Here is an 18,388-nt window from a genome sequence, read left to right as displayed (position 1 = left end):
GCCGGGGGATCGAGCACCGGGCGACCGAGGGGGAGAATCGATGAGCTCCAAGCAGTACGCGCAGGCGTTCCGGCGCTTCTGGTACGTCGTCGTCATCGCGACGATCGCGGGAGCGCTGCTGGGCTTCGGCCTGTCGCAGCTGGCGGTCAAGAGCTACACCGCGACCTCGGGGCTGTACTTCTCGCTGAACTTCGGCGGGTCCGCCAACGACCTCAGCCAGGGGTCCACGTACACGCAGAACCAGATGCTGTCGTTCGCGCAGCTCGCCGAGTCGCCCGTCGTGCTCACGCCCGTGATCGACCAGCTCGACCTGGCCATCACGCCGAGCCAGCTGGCCGATTCCATCTCGGTGAGCACGCCGCAGAACACGGTCATCCTCGAGCTCGCCGTGACGGACACCAGCCCGCGTCAGGCGGCGGACATCGCGAACGCGGTGGCGTCCAGCCTGTCGAGCACGGTCGAGCAGATAGCACCGAAGACCGCGCAGGGCGCGGCGACGGTGTCCGTCCGCGTGATCGAGCACGCCGCCGTCCCGAAGTTCGCCTCTTCGCCGAACACCCGGCTCAACGTGCTCTCCGGTCTGCTGCTCGGGCTCATCGCCGGAGCGCTGATCGTCGTGCTGCGCGCCACTTTCGACACCGGCGTCCACAACGCGGAGACCGCGACCGAGGTCGCGAAGGCCCCCCTCGTCGGATCGATCCAGCGCGAGCGGAACAAGGACGGCGTCCCCGTGCTCGTGTCGGCGCCGCTCTCCAACGCGGCGGAGGCCTATCGCCAGCTGCGGTCGAACCTCGAGTTCGTCACGCTCGGCTCGCCGACGCGGTCGTTCGTGATCACCTCGTCGATCCCGGCCGAGGGCAAGTCCCTGATCTCCTCCAACCTGGCGCTCGCGCTCTCCGAGACCGGCCAGCGCGTGCTGCTGATCGACGCCGACCTGCGTCGTCCCGCCATCGCCGCGTACACCTCGCTGTCGGGGAACGCCGGACTGACGTCCGTCCTCGCCGGACGCGCCGACTTCGAGGACGTCGTGCAGCGCTGGGGCGCAGGCGATCTGGATGTGCTGGCCGCCGGCCCCATCCCGCCGAACCCGAGCGAGCTGCTCTCGTCGCGGGCGATGAGCGATCTGCTGGAGCGCCTGCGCGTCCGGTACGACGTGATCGTCATCGACACCGCGCCGCTCGGCTCGGTCGCCGACGCCTCCATCCTCGCGCGCCAGGTGGACGGCGCGCTGGTCGTCGTCGACCGCACCCGGGTGCGCAAGCAGCAGCTCGCGCAGACGGTCGACTCGCTGCAGAAGTCGGGAGCAGCCGTGCTCGGCATCGTGCTCAACCGCGTCGCGTCGGGCAAGGAGCGCAACGCGTACTACATGGCGGAGCAGCCGGCGCGCCGCCTGGCTCTCCCCGGCCGCCGCGGAGCCGGGGCCGCGGCTGAGGCGGGCACGGACACGGACGCGGGGGCAGGCTCGACGAAGCGGCCGTCGAAGGGCGGAGCGGCTCAGAACGCAGCGGCTCAGAACGCAGCGGACGCCGAGTCCGCATCCGACGCGGCGCGCAGTCACAGCGCCTCCTGACCCATGGGCTTCCTCAGCGGCGCGCTCGTCGACCGGCTGCTCCTGCTGGCGGTCGCGCTCGGTGTCGCCGTGCTGGGCTTCCTGGTGCTGCGCCGTGCACCGCGCCTGGCGGTCGCCTCCTGGATCGTCGTGCTGTGCTTCGTGCCGATCTGGCTGGGCTTCGGCATCGGCTTCAACGGCAACTACTACCTGCCGCCCGCCACGGCGGCGGCGCTCCTGGTCGTCGCGGCGCTGCTCCCGGTACGCCGGTTCCGGCTCAGCTGGATGGACGCGCTGATGACCCTCGTCGTGGTGGCGGCGCTCACGTCCATCCTGGCGGGGAACGCGGGCATCGCCCTCGGCGCCGCGATCATCGTCGTCACGTACTTCGTCGCGGGCTACGTGGTCGGCCGCATCGCACCGCTCCGCGTCGACCCGGCGTGGGTCCACGGCGCCATCGCGGTGTGCTTCACCATCGTCGCCGTCCTCGCGATCGTCGAAGGGGTGACGCACTGGAACCCCTTCGTGCTGATCAAGTCGGGCAACTCGCTCTACTCGATCTGGGGAACCATCCAGGAGCGCGGGGGCGTGCCGCGGGCGGAGGGCGCGTTCGGGCACAGCATCGCTCTGGGCGCGAGCCTCGCCATGGCCGTCCCGATCACGCTGGCAGCACCGTTCCGCCTGTGGCTGCGCGGTCTGATGGTGCTCACCATGCTCGTCGCCACCGTCTTCACGTTCAGCCGGATCGGGATGATCTGCGCCCTGCTCGGCGTCGCCCTCTCCGTCCTCTTCATGCGGGATGCGATCTCGCGCCGCGCGCGCATCGCCATCACGACGGCCGTCGTCCTGGCCTCCGCCGTTGTCTTCCCCCTGGTCTCCGCCGTGTTCGACGACGCGGGGTCGGAGGCGTCCAATAGCGCCGACTACCGCGGCGATCTCGTCTCCCTGTTCGGGACGATGAACCTGGTGGGCGTGGCGGGCTCCGCGCAGAAGAACTCGGCCGGCTCCCTCTACTTCGGCAACTTCCGGTCGATCGACAGCCAGCTCATCCTGACGGGGCTGACGAACGGGATCATCGTGCTCATCGCGATCGCGGTCGCGCTCGCCTTCGGCATCCTGCTGGTCCTCCGCGGGAAGGCGTCGCCAGCGACGATCGCGCTCGTCGCGCAGATCCCGGCCTTCGCGACGGTCGCCCTGATCACTCAGTACTCGATCTTCGTCTGGTTCGTCGCGGGCCTCGCGGCGACGACGCAGCTCGCGCCGGACGCCAGCCGTCCGCTCGTCCTCGGGCTTCCCGCGCGCGTGCCGCAGCGGGATGCGTCGCGGGATGAGCTCGCCGCAGGACGCCGCTGAGCCGGGACCGGCGCGGCGGCTGAACCGTCAGCGCCGCGCGACGGCCCGGACGAGCTCCGCGATGCGCCGGCGGTACGACTCCGGGCTGTGCTTGCGCCGCGCGGTCTCGGCGTCGTCGTCGAGGAGCGGCGCCGCAGCGTCCCACTCCGCGATGGTGCGCTCGAGCGCATCGGCCAGGGAGGTCGCGTCGCCCGGCTCGACGGTGACCGTGGTGCGGTAGCCGTCCGTGGCCTCCAGCAGCCCGCTGGTGGCGCTGGCGATGACCGGCCGGCCGCTGAGGATGCCCTCGACGGCCGTGTTGCCGAACGGCTCGTCGGCGACCGACGGCACCAGGACGACGTCGCCGGTGCTCAGGAAGTCCCAGACGGAGGGCTGGAAGCCCCGGAAGGAGACGCGCGACTGCAGGCGCTTCGCCTCGACCTTGTCGCGCAGGTCGCGTTCGTACCACTCGTAGCCGGGGAAGACGGCGCCGACGAGATCGAGCCGGGCGGGGATCCCGCGGGCGTCGAGTTCGGCGATCGCGTCGATGGCGACGTCGACGCCCTTGCGCGGCGAGAGCCGGCCGATGTAGGTCACCCGAAGGTCGCCGTCGAGCTCCGGACGCGCCGGGCTGCGGGTCTCCGGGCCCGGAACGGCGTTGTACACGATGTGGGTGCGGCGGCCGAGGGCCGGAAATGCGCTCTCGAGCACGCCGACACTGAAACGGCTGTTCGCGATGACGCTCTCCGCCAGCAGCAGGGGAGCCGAGAGCACGCGCTTCACGAGACGGGACGCGGTGGCCTCGCCCTCGTGGACGTGCGCGACGACCGGCACGCGGGCCAGCCGGGCGAGCCCGATCCACAGCGGGATGGTCACCGTGTTCACATAGACGGCCGCCGGCCGCTCACGGCGCAGCAGAGCCGAGCCGGCCCGGATGCCGCGGGCCGTGGTGGCGGCGAACCGAAGGAAGCCGCGGGGCCGGAGGACACTCTTGCGGAGGACGGGCGAGGCGCACAGCTCCACCCGCGCGCCCCGCCGTCGCAGCTCGGTGACGAGGGGGCCGTCCCCAGGGATCGCCACGATGACGTCCCAGCCGTCGTCGACCAGCCCGCTCACGGACTCGAGGAGCACCCGGTCGGAGCCGTACAGCTCCGAACCGGGGTGCGCCACGAGGATGGTGCGGCGAGCTCTGCCCGCTCCGCTCACGGGACCGGAACCACCGCGAAGTTGTCGAACCGGGTGGTGACGGGGATGTCGCTCGCGGTGCCCGAGATGTAGGTGCGCAGCCCGGTCGTGCCGGCCACCTGGAGGGCGGCGGTCGTGTCGGTGGCGCTGAGCATCCAGTTCGCGGGTTCCGTGCCGGTCGCGGACCACACCTTGGCGCGGATGGTGGTCGGCGATGTGCCGAACACCTGGACCCGCACCTTGAGCTGGTCGCCCGCGAGAGCGGTCAGCCCGGAGATGTTGGCGGCCTGGAGGGTGGTGGAGCCCTGCAGCAGCTGGAGCTGCACCGCGCCTCCCGACTTCACCCAGACGCGGCCCTCGTAGTCCGCCGATCCGACCATGCGGCCGATCGCGGAGTAGTAGATGCCGCCGCCGGTCGCCGCCTTGTCGGCGGAGATGGTGACCGTGACATCCGACCGGGTCGAGGTGACCGAGTTCAGGGTCGCCGTCTTGGTGAGCCCGGCCCCTGCGACCTGCTGGCCGACACCGTTGGCGGTGTTGAAGCTGGTCGCGCCGCCCGAGAGGGTCCACGCGCCGCCGATGTCGGCGGTGCCCCAGCCGTTGGCCGTCGTCCGCTCGAAGCCGTCCTGAGCGATCGCGTTGGGTGCCGGTGCGGTGGCCGTCACGGTCTTGGTGGCCGTGGCGGTCCCTCCCCGGTTGTCCGTCACCGTGAGCGTGATCGTGTAGGTCCCGGCGGCCGCGTAGGTGTGGCCGTCGCTGGCTCCGCTCCCGGTGGCGCCGTCACCGTACGCCCAGGCGTACGAGGCGATGGTGCCGTCCGGGTCGGCCGATGCGCTGCCGTTGACCGCGACCTGCAGGTTGCTGACCGTCGCCGTGAAGGAGGCGGTCGGCAGCTGGTTCGGCGGGACGGTCGTGGTGACCTGGTGCTGGACCTGGTCGGTCGCGCCCTTGTCGTCCGTCACGGTCAGCGTCACGGTGAACGTGCCGGCCGCGGCGTAGGCGTGGGTTGTGGTCGCGCCGGTGCCGGTCGCTCCGTCTCCGAAGTCCCAGGCGTAGGAGGCGATGGTGCCGTCCGCGTCGGTCGAGCCCGAACCGTCGAACGCTGCCGACAGGTTGGTCACCGACGAGGTGAACGCGGCCGCGGGCGGCTGGTTCGGCGGCGGAGCCTGCACGGTGATGTCGTGCAGGACGCTCGTCGGCGTTCCCTTGTCGTCCGTCACCGTCAGCTTCACCGTGAAGGTGCCCGCGGCGGCGTAGCTGTGGGTCGCGGTCGCGCCGGTCCCCGTCGCTCCGTCTCCGAAGTCCCACGCGTAGGAGGCGATGGTGCCGTCCGGGTCGGACGATCCGGATGCGTCGAACGAGGCGTCCAGGAAGGTCGCGTTCGAGGTGAACGCGGCCACCGGGGGCTGGTTCGGCGGCGGTGCGGTGACGCCCACGTTCTGCGTCGTCGCGTTCGTCGCGCCCTGGTTGTCCGTCACCGTGAGCGTCACGGCGTAGACGCCGGTGCCGTTGTAGGTGTGCGACGCGGTCGCTCCCGTGCCGGTCGAGCCGTCTCCGAAGTCCCAGGCGTAGGAGGCGATGGTGCCGTCCGGGTCGGACGACGCCGACGCATCCACGTTCACCGTCAGCACCGAGGTGCTCTGGGTGAACGAGGCGACCGGCGTCTGGTTCGGGAGGGTGCCCGTCGTGGCCAGGCTGTAGTGGTTGGCCACATCCTGATCCGAGAGGACCGAGCCGTAGACCGCGGCCTCGTCCAGCGTCCCGTTGAAGTACGGGCCGGCGGAACCCCAGGTGTTGTCGCCGCCGATGCGCCAGTAGCCGTTGTAGGCCTGCGCGCCCGTCTGCGGGTTGGTGCCGACGAGCTGGCCGTCGACGTACAGCTTCATGCCGTCGGCGCCCTGCGAGGCGACCGCCTGGTGCCACTGGTTGTTGTTCAGCGGAGTGGGGGAGGTGATGGTGTTCGCCTGCCCGGTCCAGGTGCCGAACACGATCCGTCCGTCGTTCTGCATGTAGACGTGTCGGTCGTAGTTGCTCGACAGTCCGGTCTTGGCGTCTCCGAACCCGATCAGCTTCCCGCCCTTGGTGGTGCTGGTCTTGAACCAGATCTCCTCGGTGTAGGTGGTGGGGTTGCTGATCTGCGTGTTGCTGGTGACGAGACCGCCGGTCGAGCCGGAGTTGTTCGTGTTGAACTTCACCGCCTTGTCGGTGGTGCCGGGCAGCACGCCGGTCTGGTTCTTCGTCGTCGCGGTTCCGGAGTATGCGCCGGTGGTGCCGTACGGGTCGGAGCCGGCGGCGGTGCTGCCGCTGGTCTCCTCGAGCCGCCAGAAGATGTCCGGCGATGCGTTGTAGACGGCCTGGCCGTAGGCGTCCGCGGGGGCGGGCGTCAGCGGCGACGGCCGGCCGGAGGCGATGTACTGGTTGGTGACGGTGGTCTTGTCGAGCACGGTCGGGAAGAGCGACACCTGTCCGATGTCACCGCCGAAGAAGTTGCTCGCCGGCTGGTTCGGCCAGCCGCTCAGGCTGTCTCCGCCGATCCGCCAGTAGCCCGTGTAGGCCTGGCCGGCGGTGACGTCGGTGCGAGCGCCGGCGGGACGGCCGTCCAGGTACAGGCGCATGCCGTTCGCGCCGAGCGACGCGGTGACCTGGTGCCACTGACCGTCGTTGTAGCCGGTGCCCGAGCTCAGCGTCTGCGTCGCGCCGGTGTACACGCCGTAGATGATGCGGCCGGAGTTGTCCATGTAGACGTGCCGGTCGTAGCTCCCGGATGTGCCGGTGTTCGCGTTGCCGAAGCCGATGATCTTGCCGCCCCTGGTGCTGGTGGTGCGGAACCAGGCCGAGACGGTGAACGTGTCCGGTCCGGCGATCGCGGTCGGCGTGACGGCGAACCCGGTGCTGCCGTCGAAGGTCGCCGCGGTGACGCCCGAGATCGGCCCGGCCGCTCCCTGGGTCACGCCGGTCTCCGTGAGGTCGGTGTACCCGATGTGGTCGAGGGCGGTCGTGCCGCCCGCCTCGTCCATCGGCCAGTAGGCGGACGCCCCGGCCTGGGTCACCGCGTCGGCGTAGGGTCCGCCGGAGCTGGTGGCCGCGACGGTCACGGCGTTCGTGTCACGCGATGTGGTGTTGCCGAACGGGTCGTAGACCCTGACGTGGTAGATCGGATGGCTGCCGGGGGTGAGGCCGGTGTCCGTGAAGCCGATCAGCGGTCGCGTGTAGAAGTTCGAGCGCACGGTCGTCTGGTAGACGGGCGTCGTCCCCGCGTCGCGGTAGACCTTGTACGTCAGGTAGCCGTTGTCCATGTCGTAGGTGGCGGCGAAGCTGACGCGCACCTGGCCGGCGTTGAACGAGGCGGCCGTCGGCGTGAGCGGGATGCCCTGCGGGCCGACCTTGTTCGGTGCGGCCGACGGGACGGCGAAACGGGCGAGACCCTGCTGCGCGATGCCGTTCACGGTCGGGAACTCGCCGCCGTAGACGACGTACTTGCTGTTGCCCGAGACGCTCCAGGTGGCCTGGCTCTGCCCGGTGAAGGTGCCGACGGTCCACTTCGGGAACCAGTCGAGCAGCGACGGGGACGGCGTGCCTGCCCAGTTGTAGTAGCCGTACGGGTCGGCCGTGATCGTGCCGGTCGCGGCCTTGCTGAACGCGATCGAGTTGTAGAACGTCCACTGCGGGCTGGTCTGCGGGAAGCCGCCGATGTTGCCGCAGTAGTGCGGGTGGCCGGCGACGTACAGCGGTCCGTTGTCGCCCTGCGGGTAGATGGAGTACGTGTCGCCGTGGCAGTCCTCGACCCAGTTGATCGACCCGGTGTCCGGGTCGGCAGAGAAGCTGCCCTCGAGGTTGCCGCCCTGGCCGAAGACGTAGCCGGAGCCGTAGATGCGGTCGCTGGTGGCGTAGAGGGCTGTGATGCTGGCCTGCGTGCCCGCGTTGCGGACCGTCTGGTTCGCGGCGAAGGGGAGGATGGCGGCCGTGCTGGCGTCCACCGCGGCGAGGCCGTAGTTCGCGACGCCACCGATGTTCTGGAAGCGGCCGCCGACGATGAGCTTGGAGCCGTCCTTGGTCAGCGTCAGCGCATCCACCGGGGCGTCGGCGTTGGCCTGCCAGTTGAGGGTCGAGCCGTCGGCGGCGCTGACCGCTCCGACGTACGCGCGGGCGACGCCGTTGATCGTGGAGGCGTCGCCGCCGGTGTAGACGACCGTGTTGGATGCCGCGACGGCGCGCGTCTGCGACTCCATGATCGGGCGGAACGAGCTGATGATCGTGTTCGTCGCGGTCGAGAACGCGGCCAGGCGGTAGTAGCCCTTGCCGTCGATGGACGTGAAGTCGCCCACCACGTAGATGCGGCTGCCGTCGGGCGATGCGGTGATGCCCAGCGCCTGCGCGTTCAGGTTCGGCGCGAACGGGAGCAGCGCGCCGGTGGTGATGTCGTAGGCGAGGATGTTGTTGCGTGCCACCTCGTTCGTCCCGGCCGGCGACCCTGCCGGACGGGCGGTGGTGAACTTGCCCGCGACGTACACCGTGTTGCCCACGACCGTCTGCGCCCACACGACGCCGTTGATCTGCGGCGCCGGGAGCACGTCATCGCTGACCGTGACCGGCGTCGCCGGGTTCGTCGGGTCGGGCGGCGCCGTGTCCGCTGCGGCGGGCTGCGCGATGGCGAGGCCGCCGAAGACCAGGCCGATCGCCGTGAGGACGGCGGTCAGGATGCCCAGTGAGCGAGAGCGTGGGCGGTGTGTTGTGCTCATGACAACCTCGGTGTCTTTCGGTCGGGGGAGGGAGCGAGGAGGTTGGGCATCGGGGCGCATCAGTACGCTCCGACGGGATGTGTGAGCACCTTCACGGTGCGCCACATGATGACGAGGTCGCCGGTCAGCGACCAGTTCTCCACGTAGTAGAGGTCCAGACGGACGCTCTCCTCCCAGGAGAGATCGGATCGACCGTTCACCTGCCACATCCCGGTGAGTCCCGGCTTGATGTAGAGGCGGCGGTGGACGTGGTTCTCGTAGCCCTCGACTTCGGAGGGCAGCGGCGGACGTGGGCCCACCAGGCTCATGTCGCCGAGGAAGACGTTGACCAGCTGCGGGAGCTCGTCGAGCGAGAACTTGCGCAGGTAGTGGCCGACGCGGGTCACCCGGGGGTCGTGCTTCAGCTTGAACAGCAGGCCGTTGCCGTCGTTCTTCTCCTGCAGGGCGGCGAGGCGCGCCTCCGCATCGACGACCATGGACCGGAACTTGTACATCGTGAAGCGCTCGCCGTTGCGGCCGACGCGCTCCTGCGCGAACACGACCGGACCGTTGTCGTCGAGCTTCACCAGCACGGCGATCGCCAGGAAGAGGGGGGAGAGCAGCAGCAGCGCGATCCCGGAGACGAAGAAGTCGAAGGCGCGCTTGAGCACGTGCTTGCCGCCCTCGAACTGCGGGATCTCCACGTGGATGAGCGGTAGCCCCTCGACGGGGCGGAAGTGGATGCGCGGACCCGCGACATCGGTGAGCGGCGAGGCGAGCACCAGCTCGGTCGCCGTGCCCTCCAGCTTCCACGCCAGCTTGCGGACGAAGTCCCCGCTGCTGAGGGCGCGGCCGGCCACGATCACCGTGTCCGCGCCCAGCCGCGCCGCAGCGTCTGCGACCCCCGACAGGTCGGAGACGATCGGTACCTCGCGCTCGGGGCCGGCGATCCGGCGCCGCATCTCTGCGTCCTTCTTCGCCCCCTTGCGCTTTCCTGTGTCGAGAGCGGCACCCACGACGTTGTAGGCCGCTCCCGACTTCTGGTGGATCTGACGGACGACGTAGTCGACGTCGTCGAAGCGCCCGACGACCAGGGCGCGCGAGAGGTAGTGGTCGAAGATGCGCTGCCGGATGAGCCAGTGGCGCCACAGCCAGCGCGAGAAGAGGACGCCGGCGAGCCCGGCGGGCAGCGCGACGACGAAGTAGCCGCGCGCGATGTCGACCTTGGCGACGAGGAAGAGGATGGCCAGCAGGCCGAAGGTCGTCGCGGTCGCCGAGACGACGCGGCGGTACTCCGAGACGCCGAGGCCGACGACGCGCGCATCCCGCGTGTGGTAGACGGACAGCGTGAACAGCCAGGTCGTCGCGATGATCAGCGACAGGTACAGGTAGTCGATGTGGAACACCGCCGCCGGGGCCGCCGCGTCGTCGAAGCCGAAGCGCACGAAGACCGCGCCGATCGTCGCGGCGAGGATGATGGCCGTGTCGGTCGCGAGCAGGCGGTACCGGTAGAGGCGGGCCCAGGTGCGCTCGGTGCTCAGTCCATGCAGCGCGGTCGGGGCGACCGGGGCGTGGAGGCGCGGGCGGATGACAGTCATGCCTGCGCCCCCACGAGGCGGCCCACCGGGGAGCCGACGGCGGCTGGGGGGAAACCGTGGTCTCGAACGGCTTCACCGCCGCCGACTCCGCTCAGGGGGTGACGGTCGTGGAATCGCGCGCGCCGAGCGCTCCCCGTTCGGATGGGGTTGAGTGCGGGAAGCGCTCGGCGTGGCGAAATCGGGTACACGTTTGTCACCTGCGGGTCGGGTTGGTGCATCTTCGGGTGGTGTGGACGATCGGAGTTCGGCTACCGTTAAGTGACTGTTCCTCACCTATCCACAAAAGTGAGAATACATCGTTTTCCCAGCTTCGCGTCACCCGCTTTTGGGGGTGAAAATTCCTCAACTTCAGTCCGCGAACATCCTCCCGGGGGGCGTCTGTCGGTCGTCGCGCCTATGCTGGCGGCATGTGCGGCAGGTTCGCGATGGACGACAGAGTCAACGCCGAGATCACCGAGTTCGTCGAGGCGACGGGGCGCCGGCCAGAGGAGTGGACGGCGAACTGGGAGGCGGACTACAACATCGCGCCGACCGACGACATCCCGGTGCTCATCGATTCCCCGAAGACCCGGGAGCTGCGGTTCGAGCGCGCGCACTGGTCGCTGGTGCCCTCATGGTCGGACACGCTCAAGCTGAAGTTCCCGACCTTCAACGCCCGGGCGGAGGAGATCGCCGAGAAGTCGACCTGGAAGAAGCCCGTGCAATCGCACCGCGCGATCGTCCTGGCGCGGGGCTACTACGAGTGGCAGGGACCGAAGGGCAGTAAGACGCCGTTCTTCATCCGCTACCCCGAGGGCCGGCTGATGGGGTTCGCCGGGCTGTACTCGTGGTGGCGCGACCACAGCAAAGCCGACGACGACCCCGACCGCTGGGTGCTGACGGCGACCATCCTGACGTCGGACGCCGTGCAGACGCTCGCCGACATCCACGACCGCAACCCCGTCATCCTGCCCGAGGAGATGTGGCAGCACTGGATCGACCCGTCGATCGTCGGAGACCAGGCGCTCGTCGACGAGGCGGTCCGCGCGGGCGTCGCCGAGGCCGAGACTCTGCGCTTCGACCAGGTTGCTCCCTTCAAGACCTCCGACGACGGCCCCCAGCTCATCCGGCCGGTGGACGCGGCCTGACGGCGATCGACCATCCGGCGCGAACTGGCCCTCCGGCGCAAGCTGCCCCCGGTCGAGCCGCGAAGCGACTCAGCGGGTCAGCTCGATGATCGCGCTCCGGTGCGTCTCGATCCGGCGCCCGGTCTCGGCGAAGCCGAGCGACTGGAGCTCGCCCAGGCCCCAGGTGTCCTCCGCGCCATCGACGTCCAGCTCGATCAGCCACACCCGCTCGACGCCGTCGAACCGGCCGCGTTGCGCCGCCTGGTCGACCGAGTATGCGCGGTCCGCCCACCAGGTGTTGCGGCTGTACGGCACGTGGATGGTCACATCCTTCAGCCCGCGGAAGCCGTCCGGGTAGGTGCGCATCGCCAGCCGGGGGCGCTGCGACGGCTTGGCCGACTCGTCGAACACCACGGCGTCGCCGCGCCCGGCGTTGGCGGCCATCGCCGCGCTGACCTCCGCCCAGTCGCTGTCGTTCTTGGCGTACGGACCGCGCTGCAGCGCGTACACCGGCGCACACGCGGCGGCGAACGCGATCGTGGCAGCGGCCGTCACCGCGACCGTTCGCCGCACGTCGCCCCCGAGCGTCCGGCCGAGCACCAGGATGCCCTCGGCCACCAGCAGAGCCGCCGCGGGCGCGGCGAAGGTCGAGTAGCGGCCGGTGTACATCGGCTGCACCAGGTTCACCAGCAGCATCGCGCCGGTCGGCAGGAACAGCCAGGCGGCGCCGACGAGCCGGGTCGAGACCGCGCGGGGGCCCGGCGGCATCGGCGGAGCAGCGCCGGATGCGCGGAGCCGCCAGGTGCGCCAGGCGGGCCAGAGGGCCACACCGATCAGCGGCCACGCGAGGACGGCTACCCACGGCATCCCGAACCAGAGGAAGAAGTACCAGGTGGATGCCTCCTCCGGGGCGCTGCTGAGGTAGGCGATCTGACCGCGCTCGAGGTAGGCGAGGACCGCAAGCGGCGCGACGGAGAGCACCGCAGCGCCGGCGGAGACGGCCCACCGGCGCAGTGTCGCCCGGGGCGCCCGGGAGAACAGCAGGATGGCGGCGTGGGCGACGAGCAGCGTCAGCGAGTACAGGAAGAGGTAGGCCGCGAGCGCCGTTCCGGCCCCGTACAGCAGCCAGGCGACGCGCCGCGCCCCCGGCGCGAGCCGGCGGCCGCCCCCGTCGATCAGCCACACCAGCAGGAGCGTGAGCCACGCGGCGGCGGCCGCCGTGAACGCATACGAGCGCGCTTCCTCCCCGGCGTACGTCAGCCGGGGGAGAACGCAGGCGACGACGCCGGCGACCAGCGCAGCCCGTGCTCCGCCGCGACGGCCGGCGAGCAGCGTGACCGCCGCGACCGCGGCGCCGACCGCGAGCGCGCTCGGCAGCCGGAGCGCGAAGGCGCTCTCGCCCGCCAGCCGGATCCAGCCGTGCATGAACAGGTAGTAGACGCCGTGCACCGCGTCGACGTGCAGGAGCATCCCGAACAGGCTGCCGAGCGGCCGCTTCGCCGAGAGCAGGGTCGCCGCCTCGTCGCCCCAGAGGGACGGCACCCAGCTGAACGCGGCGCAGAGGATGGTCGCGACGAGCCCGGCGGCGACCGCGATCGTCCACGGCCGCACCGCGCGCAGCGGCCGGCCGGCACGGAGATCCGGTTCGACGAGGACAGTCATGGACACAGCTTCTGATCGCCGGGTGAGTACACGCCCAGCCAATCAGACAACGCTGGGCGAACCCCGGGCGAGCACTTCGGAAACTCAAAGCGGCACCGCCCGGCCGAGCGGGGTCACCGGACCCCGGGCGTTCCAGCAGCTCACGCCGGGCGCCCGGGGTCCGCCCCACACACGCCGGGAACACTCGGGCGCCACGGGGGCGCCGTCGTCACATCCAGCGTGCTCGCGGCCGACGCTAGGCCGCCCTGACGCCGACGGGCAGGGGATGACGACCGCGCGAAGCGGTGGTAGTCGCGTCGCCGCTCAGACCTCGCCGCGGCGCGCGCCCGCCCACAGATCGACGCCGGTGTCGGTGGCGTGCTCGTCGATCTCCGCGAGCTCCTCCGGCGTGAACTCGAGGTTGTCGAGGGCCGCGACGTTCTGCTCCAGCTGCTCGACGCGGCTGGCGCCGATGACCAGCGACGTCACGCGCTCGTCGCGCAGCGCCCAGGCCAGCGCGAGCTGCGCGAGGGTCTGCCCGCGTCGCTCCGCGATGGCGTTGAGCGCCCGCAAGCGCGCGACCGCCTCGTCGGTGAGCCAGTCGGCGTCGAACGAGGTCCCTGCGCTCGCGCGCGACCCCTCCGGGACGCCGTCGAGGTATTTGCCGGTCAGCATCCCCTGCGCCAGTGCGGTGAATCCGATGACGCCGACGCCGAGGTCTTCGACCGTGTCGAGCAGGCCCTCGGTCTCGATCCAGCGGTTCAGCATCGAGTACGACGGCTGGTGGATGAGCAGCGGCGTCCCGAGGTCGCGCAGGATCTCGGCAGCGCGGCGGGTCTCGTCCGGTCCGTAGGACGAGATGCCGACGTAGAGCGCCTTGCCCGAGCGGACGGCCGTGTCGAGCGCCTGCATGGTCTCCTCCAGAGGGGTGGAGGGGTCGGGCCGGTGCGAGTAGAAGATGTCGACGTAGTCGAGGCCGAGGCGCTGCAGCGACTGGTCGAGGCTCGCCAGGACGTACTTCCGGCTGCCGCCGCCCTGGCCGTACGGGCCGGGCCACATGTCCCAGCCGGCCTTGCTCGACACGACGATCTCGTCGCGGTACGGCCGGAGGTCTTCGGCGAGGATGCGGCCGAAGTTGATCTCGGCCGCGCCGTAGGGCGGTCCGTAGTTGTTCGCCAGGTCGAAGTGCGTGATGCCGAGGTCGAAGGCGCGGCGGACGATGGCGCGCTGGGTCTCGAAGGGCCGGTCGTCTCCGAAGTTGTGCCAGAGCCCGAGCGAGAGGGCGGGCAGGTCGAGCCCGCTGCGTCCGGTGCGGCGGTAGATCATGTCGTCATAGCGGGAGGGGTTCGCAACGTAGGCCATGCGTCCAGGGTCGCCGACGCGGGCCGGTGCTGTCCAACATCCCGGACGGATCGGATCCATCGGTGGCGCTGCTCGATCGGCCCTGCGCCCCCGGCGCCCTCGGGTGAGACGGAAGCGGCGGCCGTGCCCGGAGGGACACGGCCGCCGCTTCGCGGTCGGGGGCCGGGATCAGGTTCGGCTCGCACCTCGCCGGATCCATCCGATGATGGCGGTGATCACGAAGAGGACGAGTCCGAGGATCGCCAGCCAGATGAGGCCCTTGATGGCGAACCCGAGGATGGCGAGGATCGCCCAGACCACGAGCAGGATGATGATGAGAGCTATCATGCCCACATCTGACTCCCGTCCGGCCGTCCCGTCAATGACGAGCCGCGGGCCTTGCGGCGGGAGCCGGCCTGTGGCATGAGTCGGCGCATCAGACCGCGCCCCACGAACACGGGCCACTCGTATTGGGGCGCGCAACGCCGTGGAGCGGAGGTCTACCGTTGGCGGCATGTTCCGGTTCCCTCGTGAAGCGACGCGCCGGCGGCGGCCCGACCCCGCCGTCGGCTCGTTGCTCGCGGGGGCGATGGCGGGCGGCATCCGTGACATCTACGGCCACACCGTCACGTACGTCCCGGAAGACCTGGTCTACGTCGAGCGGCTGTTCACCGATCTCCGCACCGACGACGGGTTCGTGGGCGACGAGTTCACGCTGCAGAGCCTGGGCTGCCTGATCGGCGAGATCCTGGTCCGCACCGACGGCGGCCGGTGGAGTACCGCCGCGCCGCGCCGGGGAGTCCGCGAGGACGCCGGGCTCGCCGTGGTGCTCCCGAACGGGCGCACGGTGAACCCGATCCGCGCCGCGTACGACCGGGCGGACCGCGGAGCCGACTCGTCGGTCATCCGGTTCCGCCAGGTCGCCCTCGCCTCCTGACGCCTCGGCGGTACTGCCTAGCCGGGTGACGCCGGCCGAGCCCATACTGCGGCCGTGAACGCAGTGCATCCTCCTCGACCCGCCGCCGGACGCGCCATCGCGGGCGTCTCGGCGCTCCTGCTGACCGCCGCCGTGCTCGCCGGGTGCGCCCCGTCGAGCCCGTCCGACTACACCGGCACCTGGACGTCCGACCATCCGTCCGGCACCCGCCTCGAGCTGAGGGACGGCGGCCAGTTGAGCGGCGACGACGGCTGCAACACGCTAACGGGCACGTGGAGCGAGTCGAAGGGGTCGATCACCTTCGGCCCCCTCGCTGCGACGCAGAAGTCCTGCCCCGACATCGATCCGTGGCTGTCGAAGGCCGCGAGCGCGCGCTCCGACGGCGACACCTGACCCGCCCCCATCCCCCCATCCCCCCACCGTCGAGTCCGCGAATTTTGCACGCGACGCGCCGCGCGGGCGTGCAAAGTTCGCGGACTCGACGGTGGGCGGCGCGGGTAGGGTGTGGCCGAGGGAGGAGGCCGCGTGCGGGTGACGTCCTGGCTCCGACGACACGATCCGGGGTTGAGCGCGCTGCGTCGAGCGGCGCGCGCGGCCATCGTCGTGCCGCTGCTGTTCCTGCTCGGGAGCCGTGTGATCGGCAACCCCGAGGTCGCCCTGTTCGGTGCGTTCGGCGCCTTCGCCATGCTGCTCTTCGTCGACTTCGGCGGCCCGTTGCGCGAACGCGTCCAGGCGCACGCCGCGCTCGCCGTGACCGGCGCGATCCTGGTGAGCCTGGGCACGCTCGCGTCGTCGCCGGTGTGGCTGTCCGCTGTCGCCATGGCGGTCCTCGCGCTGGTGGTGCTGTTCGCGGGATCGGTGAGCTCGGTCATCGCCTCGGCCGGAACCTCCCTGCTCCTCGCCTTCGTCCTCCCCGTCTCCGTGCCCGGCACGGTGGCCGACATCGGCCCGCGGCTGCTCGGCTGGGGCATCGCCGCGGTCGTCGCCCTCGTCGCGATCACCCTGCTCTGGCCGGCGCCGGCCCGCGAGCCGCTCCGCCGTCCGGCGGTCGAGGCGTCCCGCGCCCTCGCCGCCCGCATCCGCGCCGAGCTCCCGGCGATGGGGGACGCCGCGGACATCGCCGCTCTGCGCGAGCGCACGGCGGCGGCAGGGGACGCCGCGGTCGGCGCGCTGCAGCAGGTCTTCCTCGCAACGCCCTACCGTCCGACCGGGCTGAGCGCGCCGGCGCGCACGGTCGTCCGCCTGGTCGACGAGCTGAACTGGCTGAATGCGGTGATCGGCCAGATGGTCCGCCATCGCACCGCAGCGCTCGACGGGGAGGCGATCGGCCCGGCACGGGCGGCGGCGTCGCGGCTCGGAGCGGCGGCCGCGGATGTGCTCGAGGAGGGCGCCATCGTGCTCGCCCAGCACGCCGCCGATCCCGCAGCCCTGGAGGCGGCGCTCGATCGCCTCGCCGCCGAACGCGTCGCCGTCGAGCAGGCGACGCTTGCCGTCTCGCCTGTGCCGGGGGGAGCGGTCTCCGACGCGCAGGCCGAGCGGTTCGTGGCGGCCCTGGACCCGGGGTTCCGCGCCCAGGAGCTCGCCTACGCCGTCGAGACCGTGGCGGGCAACATCGTCCTGACGGCGCGGGCGGAGCGACGAACCTGGTGGCAGCGGATGATGGGCCGCCAGCCCGGCGATCTGAGCGGCCCGCTCGCGGCAGCGACCGAACGGGCGACCGGGTTCGTCGGCTGGAACTCGGTGTGGCTGCGGAACAGCATCCGCGGTGCGATCGGTCTCGGCCTCGCCGTCCTGCTCGCCAAGGCGACCGGCGTGCAGCACTCGTTCTGGGTGGTGCTCGGCACCCTGTCCGTTCTCCGCTCCAGCGCGCTGAACACCGGGCAGACCGCCCTGCGCGGCGTGCTCGGCACGGTCGTCGGCGTGATCGTCGGCGCGGCGGCCCTGTTCGTCATCGGCGGCAACCCGGTGGCGCTCTGGCTGGTGCTCCCCGTCGCGATCCTGATCGCGGGCATCGCGCCGGCCACCATCTCCTTCGCGGCAGGACAGGCGGCGTTCACCGTCGTCCTCGTCCTGCTGTTCAACGTCATGGCGCCGACCGGGTGGACCGTCGGCCTCATCCGGATCGAGGATGTCGCCCTCGGCTGTGCCGTCAGCCTCGTCGTCGGCGCCCTGTTCTGGCCCCGCGGCGCCTCGGCGTCGCTCCGCTCGGCCGTCGGAGACGCCTACCTGACCGGCATCGCCTACCTGCGGGCCGCGGTCGAGTTCGGGCTGGCGCGCTGCGACCCCGCGACCCCGCGGAGTGCCGAGCCCCGGCAGGCGTCGCTGCGCGCGGCGGCGGCATCCCGTCGGCTGGACGACGCCTTCCGCACCTATCTGACGGAACGGGGAGCGAAGTCGCGCCCGCTCGCGGAGGTGACGGCGACGGTCTCGGGCGTCGCGGGCATCCGTCTCGCGGCCGACGCGATCCTGGAGCTGTGGCGCGGCCAGGCGGCCGACCCGGCGGAGGGCGAGGGACCGGCCGACCCGAGTGCACCGGCCGACGCGAGTGCCCCGGCTGACGCCAGCGCACAGCCGGATGCCGACGGCACCCCGCGCACGCTCGATCCCGTTCCCGGCGCCGCCGCAGCGCACGCGACCCTCGACGGGCAGGTGGACCGCCTGGAGGACTGGTATCGCGCCCTCGCCACCGCATTGACCGCCCGCGACGACCTGCCGGCGCCGGCACCGTGGGATCCCCACTCCGACCGGTCGCTCGCCTCCGCAGTGCTGGGCGAGCTCGACCACTCGCCGACCGGAGCCGCGACGGCCGTCCGCATCATCTGGACCGCCGACTACCTCGAGGTCGTCCGCCGCCTCGAACGGGCGATCGTCCCGCCGGGCGCAACGCCCGCGCAGCTGCCCGCGGAGGCCGGACGAGGGGGCTAGCCGCGCACTCCCGCCGCGCTGGATGATCTGCACGTCATCATCGCCACGAGGGGAGC

12 protein-coding genes are annotated in these 18,388 nt (G+C 71.3%); 6 read left to right on the top strand and 6 right to left on the bottom strand.

Features of this window, described 5'->3' with window-relative positions; genetic code table 11:
- Positions 1–40: 40 nt before the first annotated feature.
- Positions 41–1,570: a tyrosine-protein kinase domain-containing protein gene (locus tag BJ963_RS10850; RefSeq protein WP_179456541.1), complete on the top strand. Its 1,530-nt coding sequence runs from the start codon at positions 41–43 to the stop codon at positions 1,568–1,570.
- 3 nt (positions 1,571–1,573) lie between these two features.
- Positions 1,574–2,902, top strand: coding sequence for a hypothetical protein (locus BJ963_RS10845; RefSeq protein WP_179456539.1), 1,329 nt, complete (start codon positions 1,574–1,576; stop codon positions 2,900–2,902).
- Between the two features lie 27 nt (positions 2,903–2,929).
- On the opposite strand, the gene BJ963_RS10840 is transcribed toward BJ963_RS10845, so the two are convergent.
- The 3 genes from BJ963_RS10840 to BJ963_RS10830 are packed head-to-tail and all read right to left on the bottom strand — an operon-like array spanning position 2,930 to position 10,382.
- The gene (locus BJ963_RS10840) at positions 2,930–4,087 is read right to left on the bottom strand and encodes a glycosyltransferase (RefSeq protein WP_179456537.1); all 1,158 of its coding nucleotides are present in this window, start codon (positions 4,085–4,087) and stop codon (positions 2,930–2,932) included.
- On the bottom strand, positions 4,084–8,805 hold the full coding sequence (locus tag BJ963_RS10835; protein WP_179456535.1) for a PKD domain-containing protein: 4,722 nt from the start codon (positions 8,803–8,805) through the stop codon (positions 4,084–4,086). The genes BJ963_RS10840 and BJ963_RS10835 overlap by 4 nt, the downstream gene beginning before the upstream one ends.
- Before the next feature lie 59 nt (positions 8,806–8,864).
- On the bottom strand, positions 8,865–10,382 hold the full coding sequence (locus tag BJ963_RS10830) for a sugar transferase (RefSeq protein WP_179456533.1): 1,518 nt from the start codon (positions 10,380–10,382) through the stop codon (positions 8,865–8,867).
- 407 nt (positions 10,383–10,789) lie between these two features.
- On the opposite strand from BJ963_RS10830, the gene BJ963_RS10825 reads away from it, so the two are divergent.
- The gene (locus BJ963_RS10825; protein WP_089908166.1) at positions 10,790–11,509 is read left to right on the top strand and encodes an SOS response-associated peptidase; all 720 of its coding nucleotides are present in this window, start codon (positions 10,790–10,792) and stop codon (positions 11,507–11,509) included.
- Positions 11,510–11,578: 69 nt separating this feature from the next.
- Here BJ963_RS10825 and BJ963_RS10820 read toward each other — a convergent pair whose 3' ends face one another.
- The 3 genes from BJ963_RS10820 to BJ963_RS10810 all read right to left on the bottom strand — a co-directional run bounded on the left by BJ963_RS10820 (position 11,579) and on the right by BJ963_RS10810 (position 14,818).
- On the bottom strand, positions 11,579–13,150 hold the full coding sequence (locus tag BJ963_RS10820; RefSeq protein ID WP_179456531.1) for a glycosyltransferase family 39 protein: 1,572 nt from the start codon (positions 13,148–13,150) through the stop codon (positions 11,579–11,581).
- A 303-nt stretch (positions 13,151–13,453) separates the two neighbouring features.
- The gene (gene mgrA, locus BJ963_RS10815) at positions 13,454–14,491 is read right to left on the bottom strand and encodes an L-glyceraldehyde 3-phosphate reductase (RefSeq protein ID WP_179456529.1); all 1,038 of its coding nucleotides are present in this window, start codon (positions 14,489–14,491) and stop codon (positions 13,454–13,456) included.
- A 168-nt stretch (positions 14,492–14,659) separates the two neighbouring features.
- The gene (locus BJ963_RS10810) at positions 14,660–14,818 is read right to left on the bottom strand and encodes a hypothetical protein (RefSeq protein WP_172824165.1); all 159 of its coding nucleotides are present in this window, start codon (positions 14,816–14,818) and stop codon (positions 14,660–14,662) included.
- 166 nt (positions 14,819–14,984) lie between these two features.
- Here BJ963_RS10810 and BJ963_RS10805 point away from each other — a divergent pair, with 166 nt between their 5' ends.
- The 3 genes from BJ963_RS10805 (at position 14,985) to BJ963_RS10795 (ending at position 18,332) form a co-directional block, all read left to right on the top strand.
- Positions 14,985–15,407: a hypothetical protein gene (locus BJ963_RS10805; protein ID WP_231947024.1), complete on the top strand. Its 423-nt coding sequence runs from the start codon at positions 14,985–14,987 to the stop codon at positions 15,405–15,407.
- 54 nt (positions 15,408–15,461) lie between these two features.
- Entirely contained in the window at positions 15,462–15,800 is a 339-nt protein-coding gene (locus tag BJ963_RS19405; RefSeq protein WP_179456527.1) for an META domain-containing protein, read from the top strand.
- A 171-nt stretch (positions 15,801–15,971) separates the two neighbouring features.
- Positions 15,972–18,332, top strand: a complete 2,361-nt coding sequence (locus BJ963_RS10795) for an FUSC family protein (protein ID WP_218857057.1) — start codon at positions 15,972–15,974, stop codon at positions 18,330–18,332.
- Positions 18,333–18,388 lie beyond the last annotated feature (56 nt).

It is taken from the genome of Leifsonia soli, assembly GCF_013408745.1.
In the GTDB taxonomy this organism is placed as follows: domain Bacteria; phylum Actinomycetota; class Actinomycetes; order Actinomycetales; family Microbacteriaceae; genus Leifsonia; species Leifsonia soli.
Note: the sequence above shows the minus strand (reverse complement) of the source record. Positions and strands in the feature narration are given on the sequence as shown.

What these genes read in the sequence shown, in the direction of transcription:
- mgrA (WP_179456529.1), bottom strand. Translation starts at nt 14,491, where the DNA reads ATGGCCTACGTTGCGAACCCCTCCCGCTATGACGACATGATCTACCGC.
- BJ963_RS10825 (WP_089908166.1), top strand. Translation starts at nt 10,790, where the DNA reads ATGTGCGGCAGGTTCGCGATGGACGACAGAGTCAACGCCGAGATCACC.
- BJ963_RS10850 (WP_179456541.1), top strand. Translation starts at nt 41, where the DNA reads ATGAGCTCCAAGCAGTACGCGCAGGCGTTCCGGCGCTTCTGGTACGTC.
- BJ963_RS10835 (WP_179456535.1), bottom strand. Translation starts at nt 8,805, where the DNA reads ATGAGCACAACACACCGCCCACGCTCTCGCTCACTGGGCATCCTGACC.
- BJ963_RS10810 (WP_172824165.1), bottom strand. Translation starts at nt 14,818, where the DNA reads ATGATAGCTCTCATCATCATCCTGCTCGTGGTCTGGGCGATCCTCGCC.
- BJ963_RS10805 (WP_231947024.1), top strand. Translation starts at nt 14,985, where the DNA reads ATGTTCCGGTTCCCTCGTGAAGCGACGCGCCGGCGGCGGCCCGACCCC.
- BJ963_RS10820 (WP_179456531.1), bottom strand. Translation starts at nt 13,150, where the DNA reads ATGACTGTCCTCGTCGAACCGGATCTCCGTGCCGGCCGGCCGCTGCGC.
- BJ963_RS10845 (WP_179456539.1), top strand. Translation starts at nt 1,574, where the DNA reads ATGGGCTTCCTCAGCGGCGCGCTCGTCGACCGGCTGCTCCTGCTGGCG.
- BJ963_RS10830 (WP_179456533.1), bottom strand. Translation starts at nt 10,382, where the DNA reads ATGACTGTCATCCGCCCGCGCCTCCACGCCCCGGTCGCCCCGACCGCG.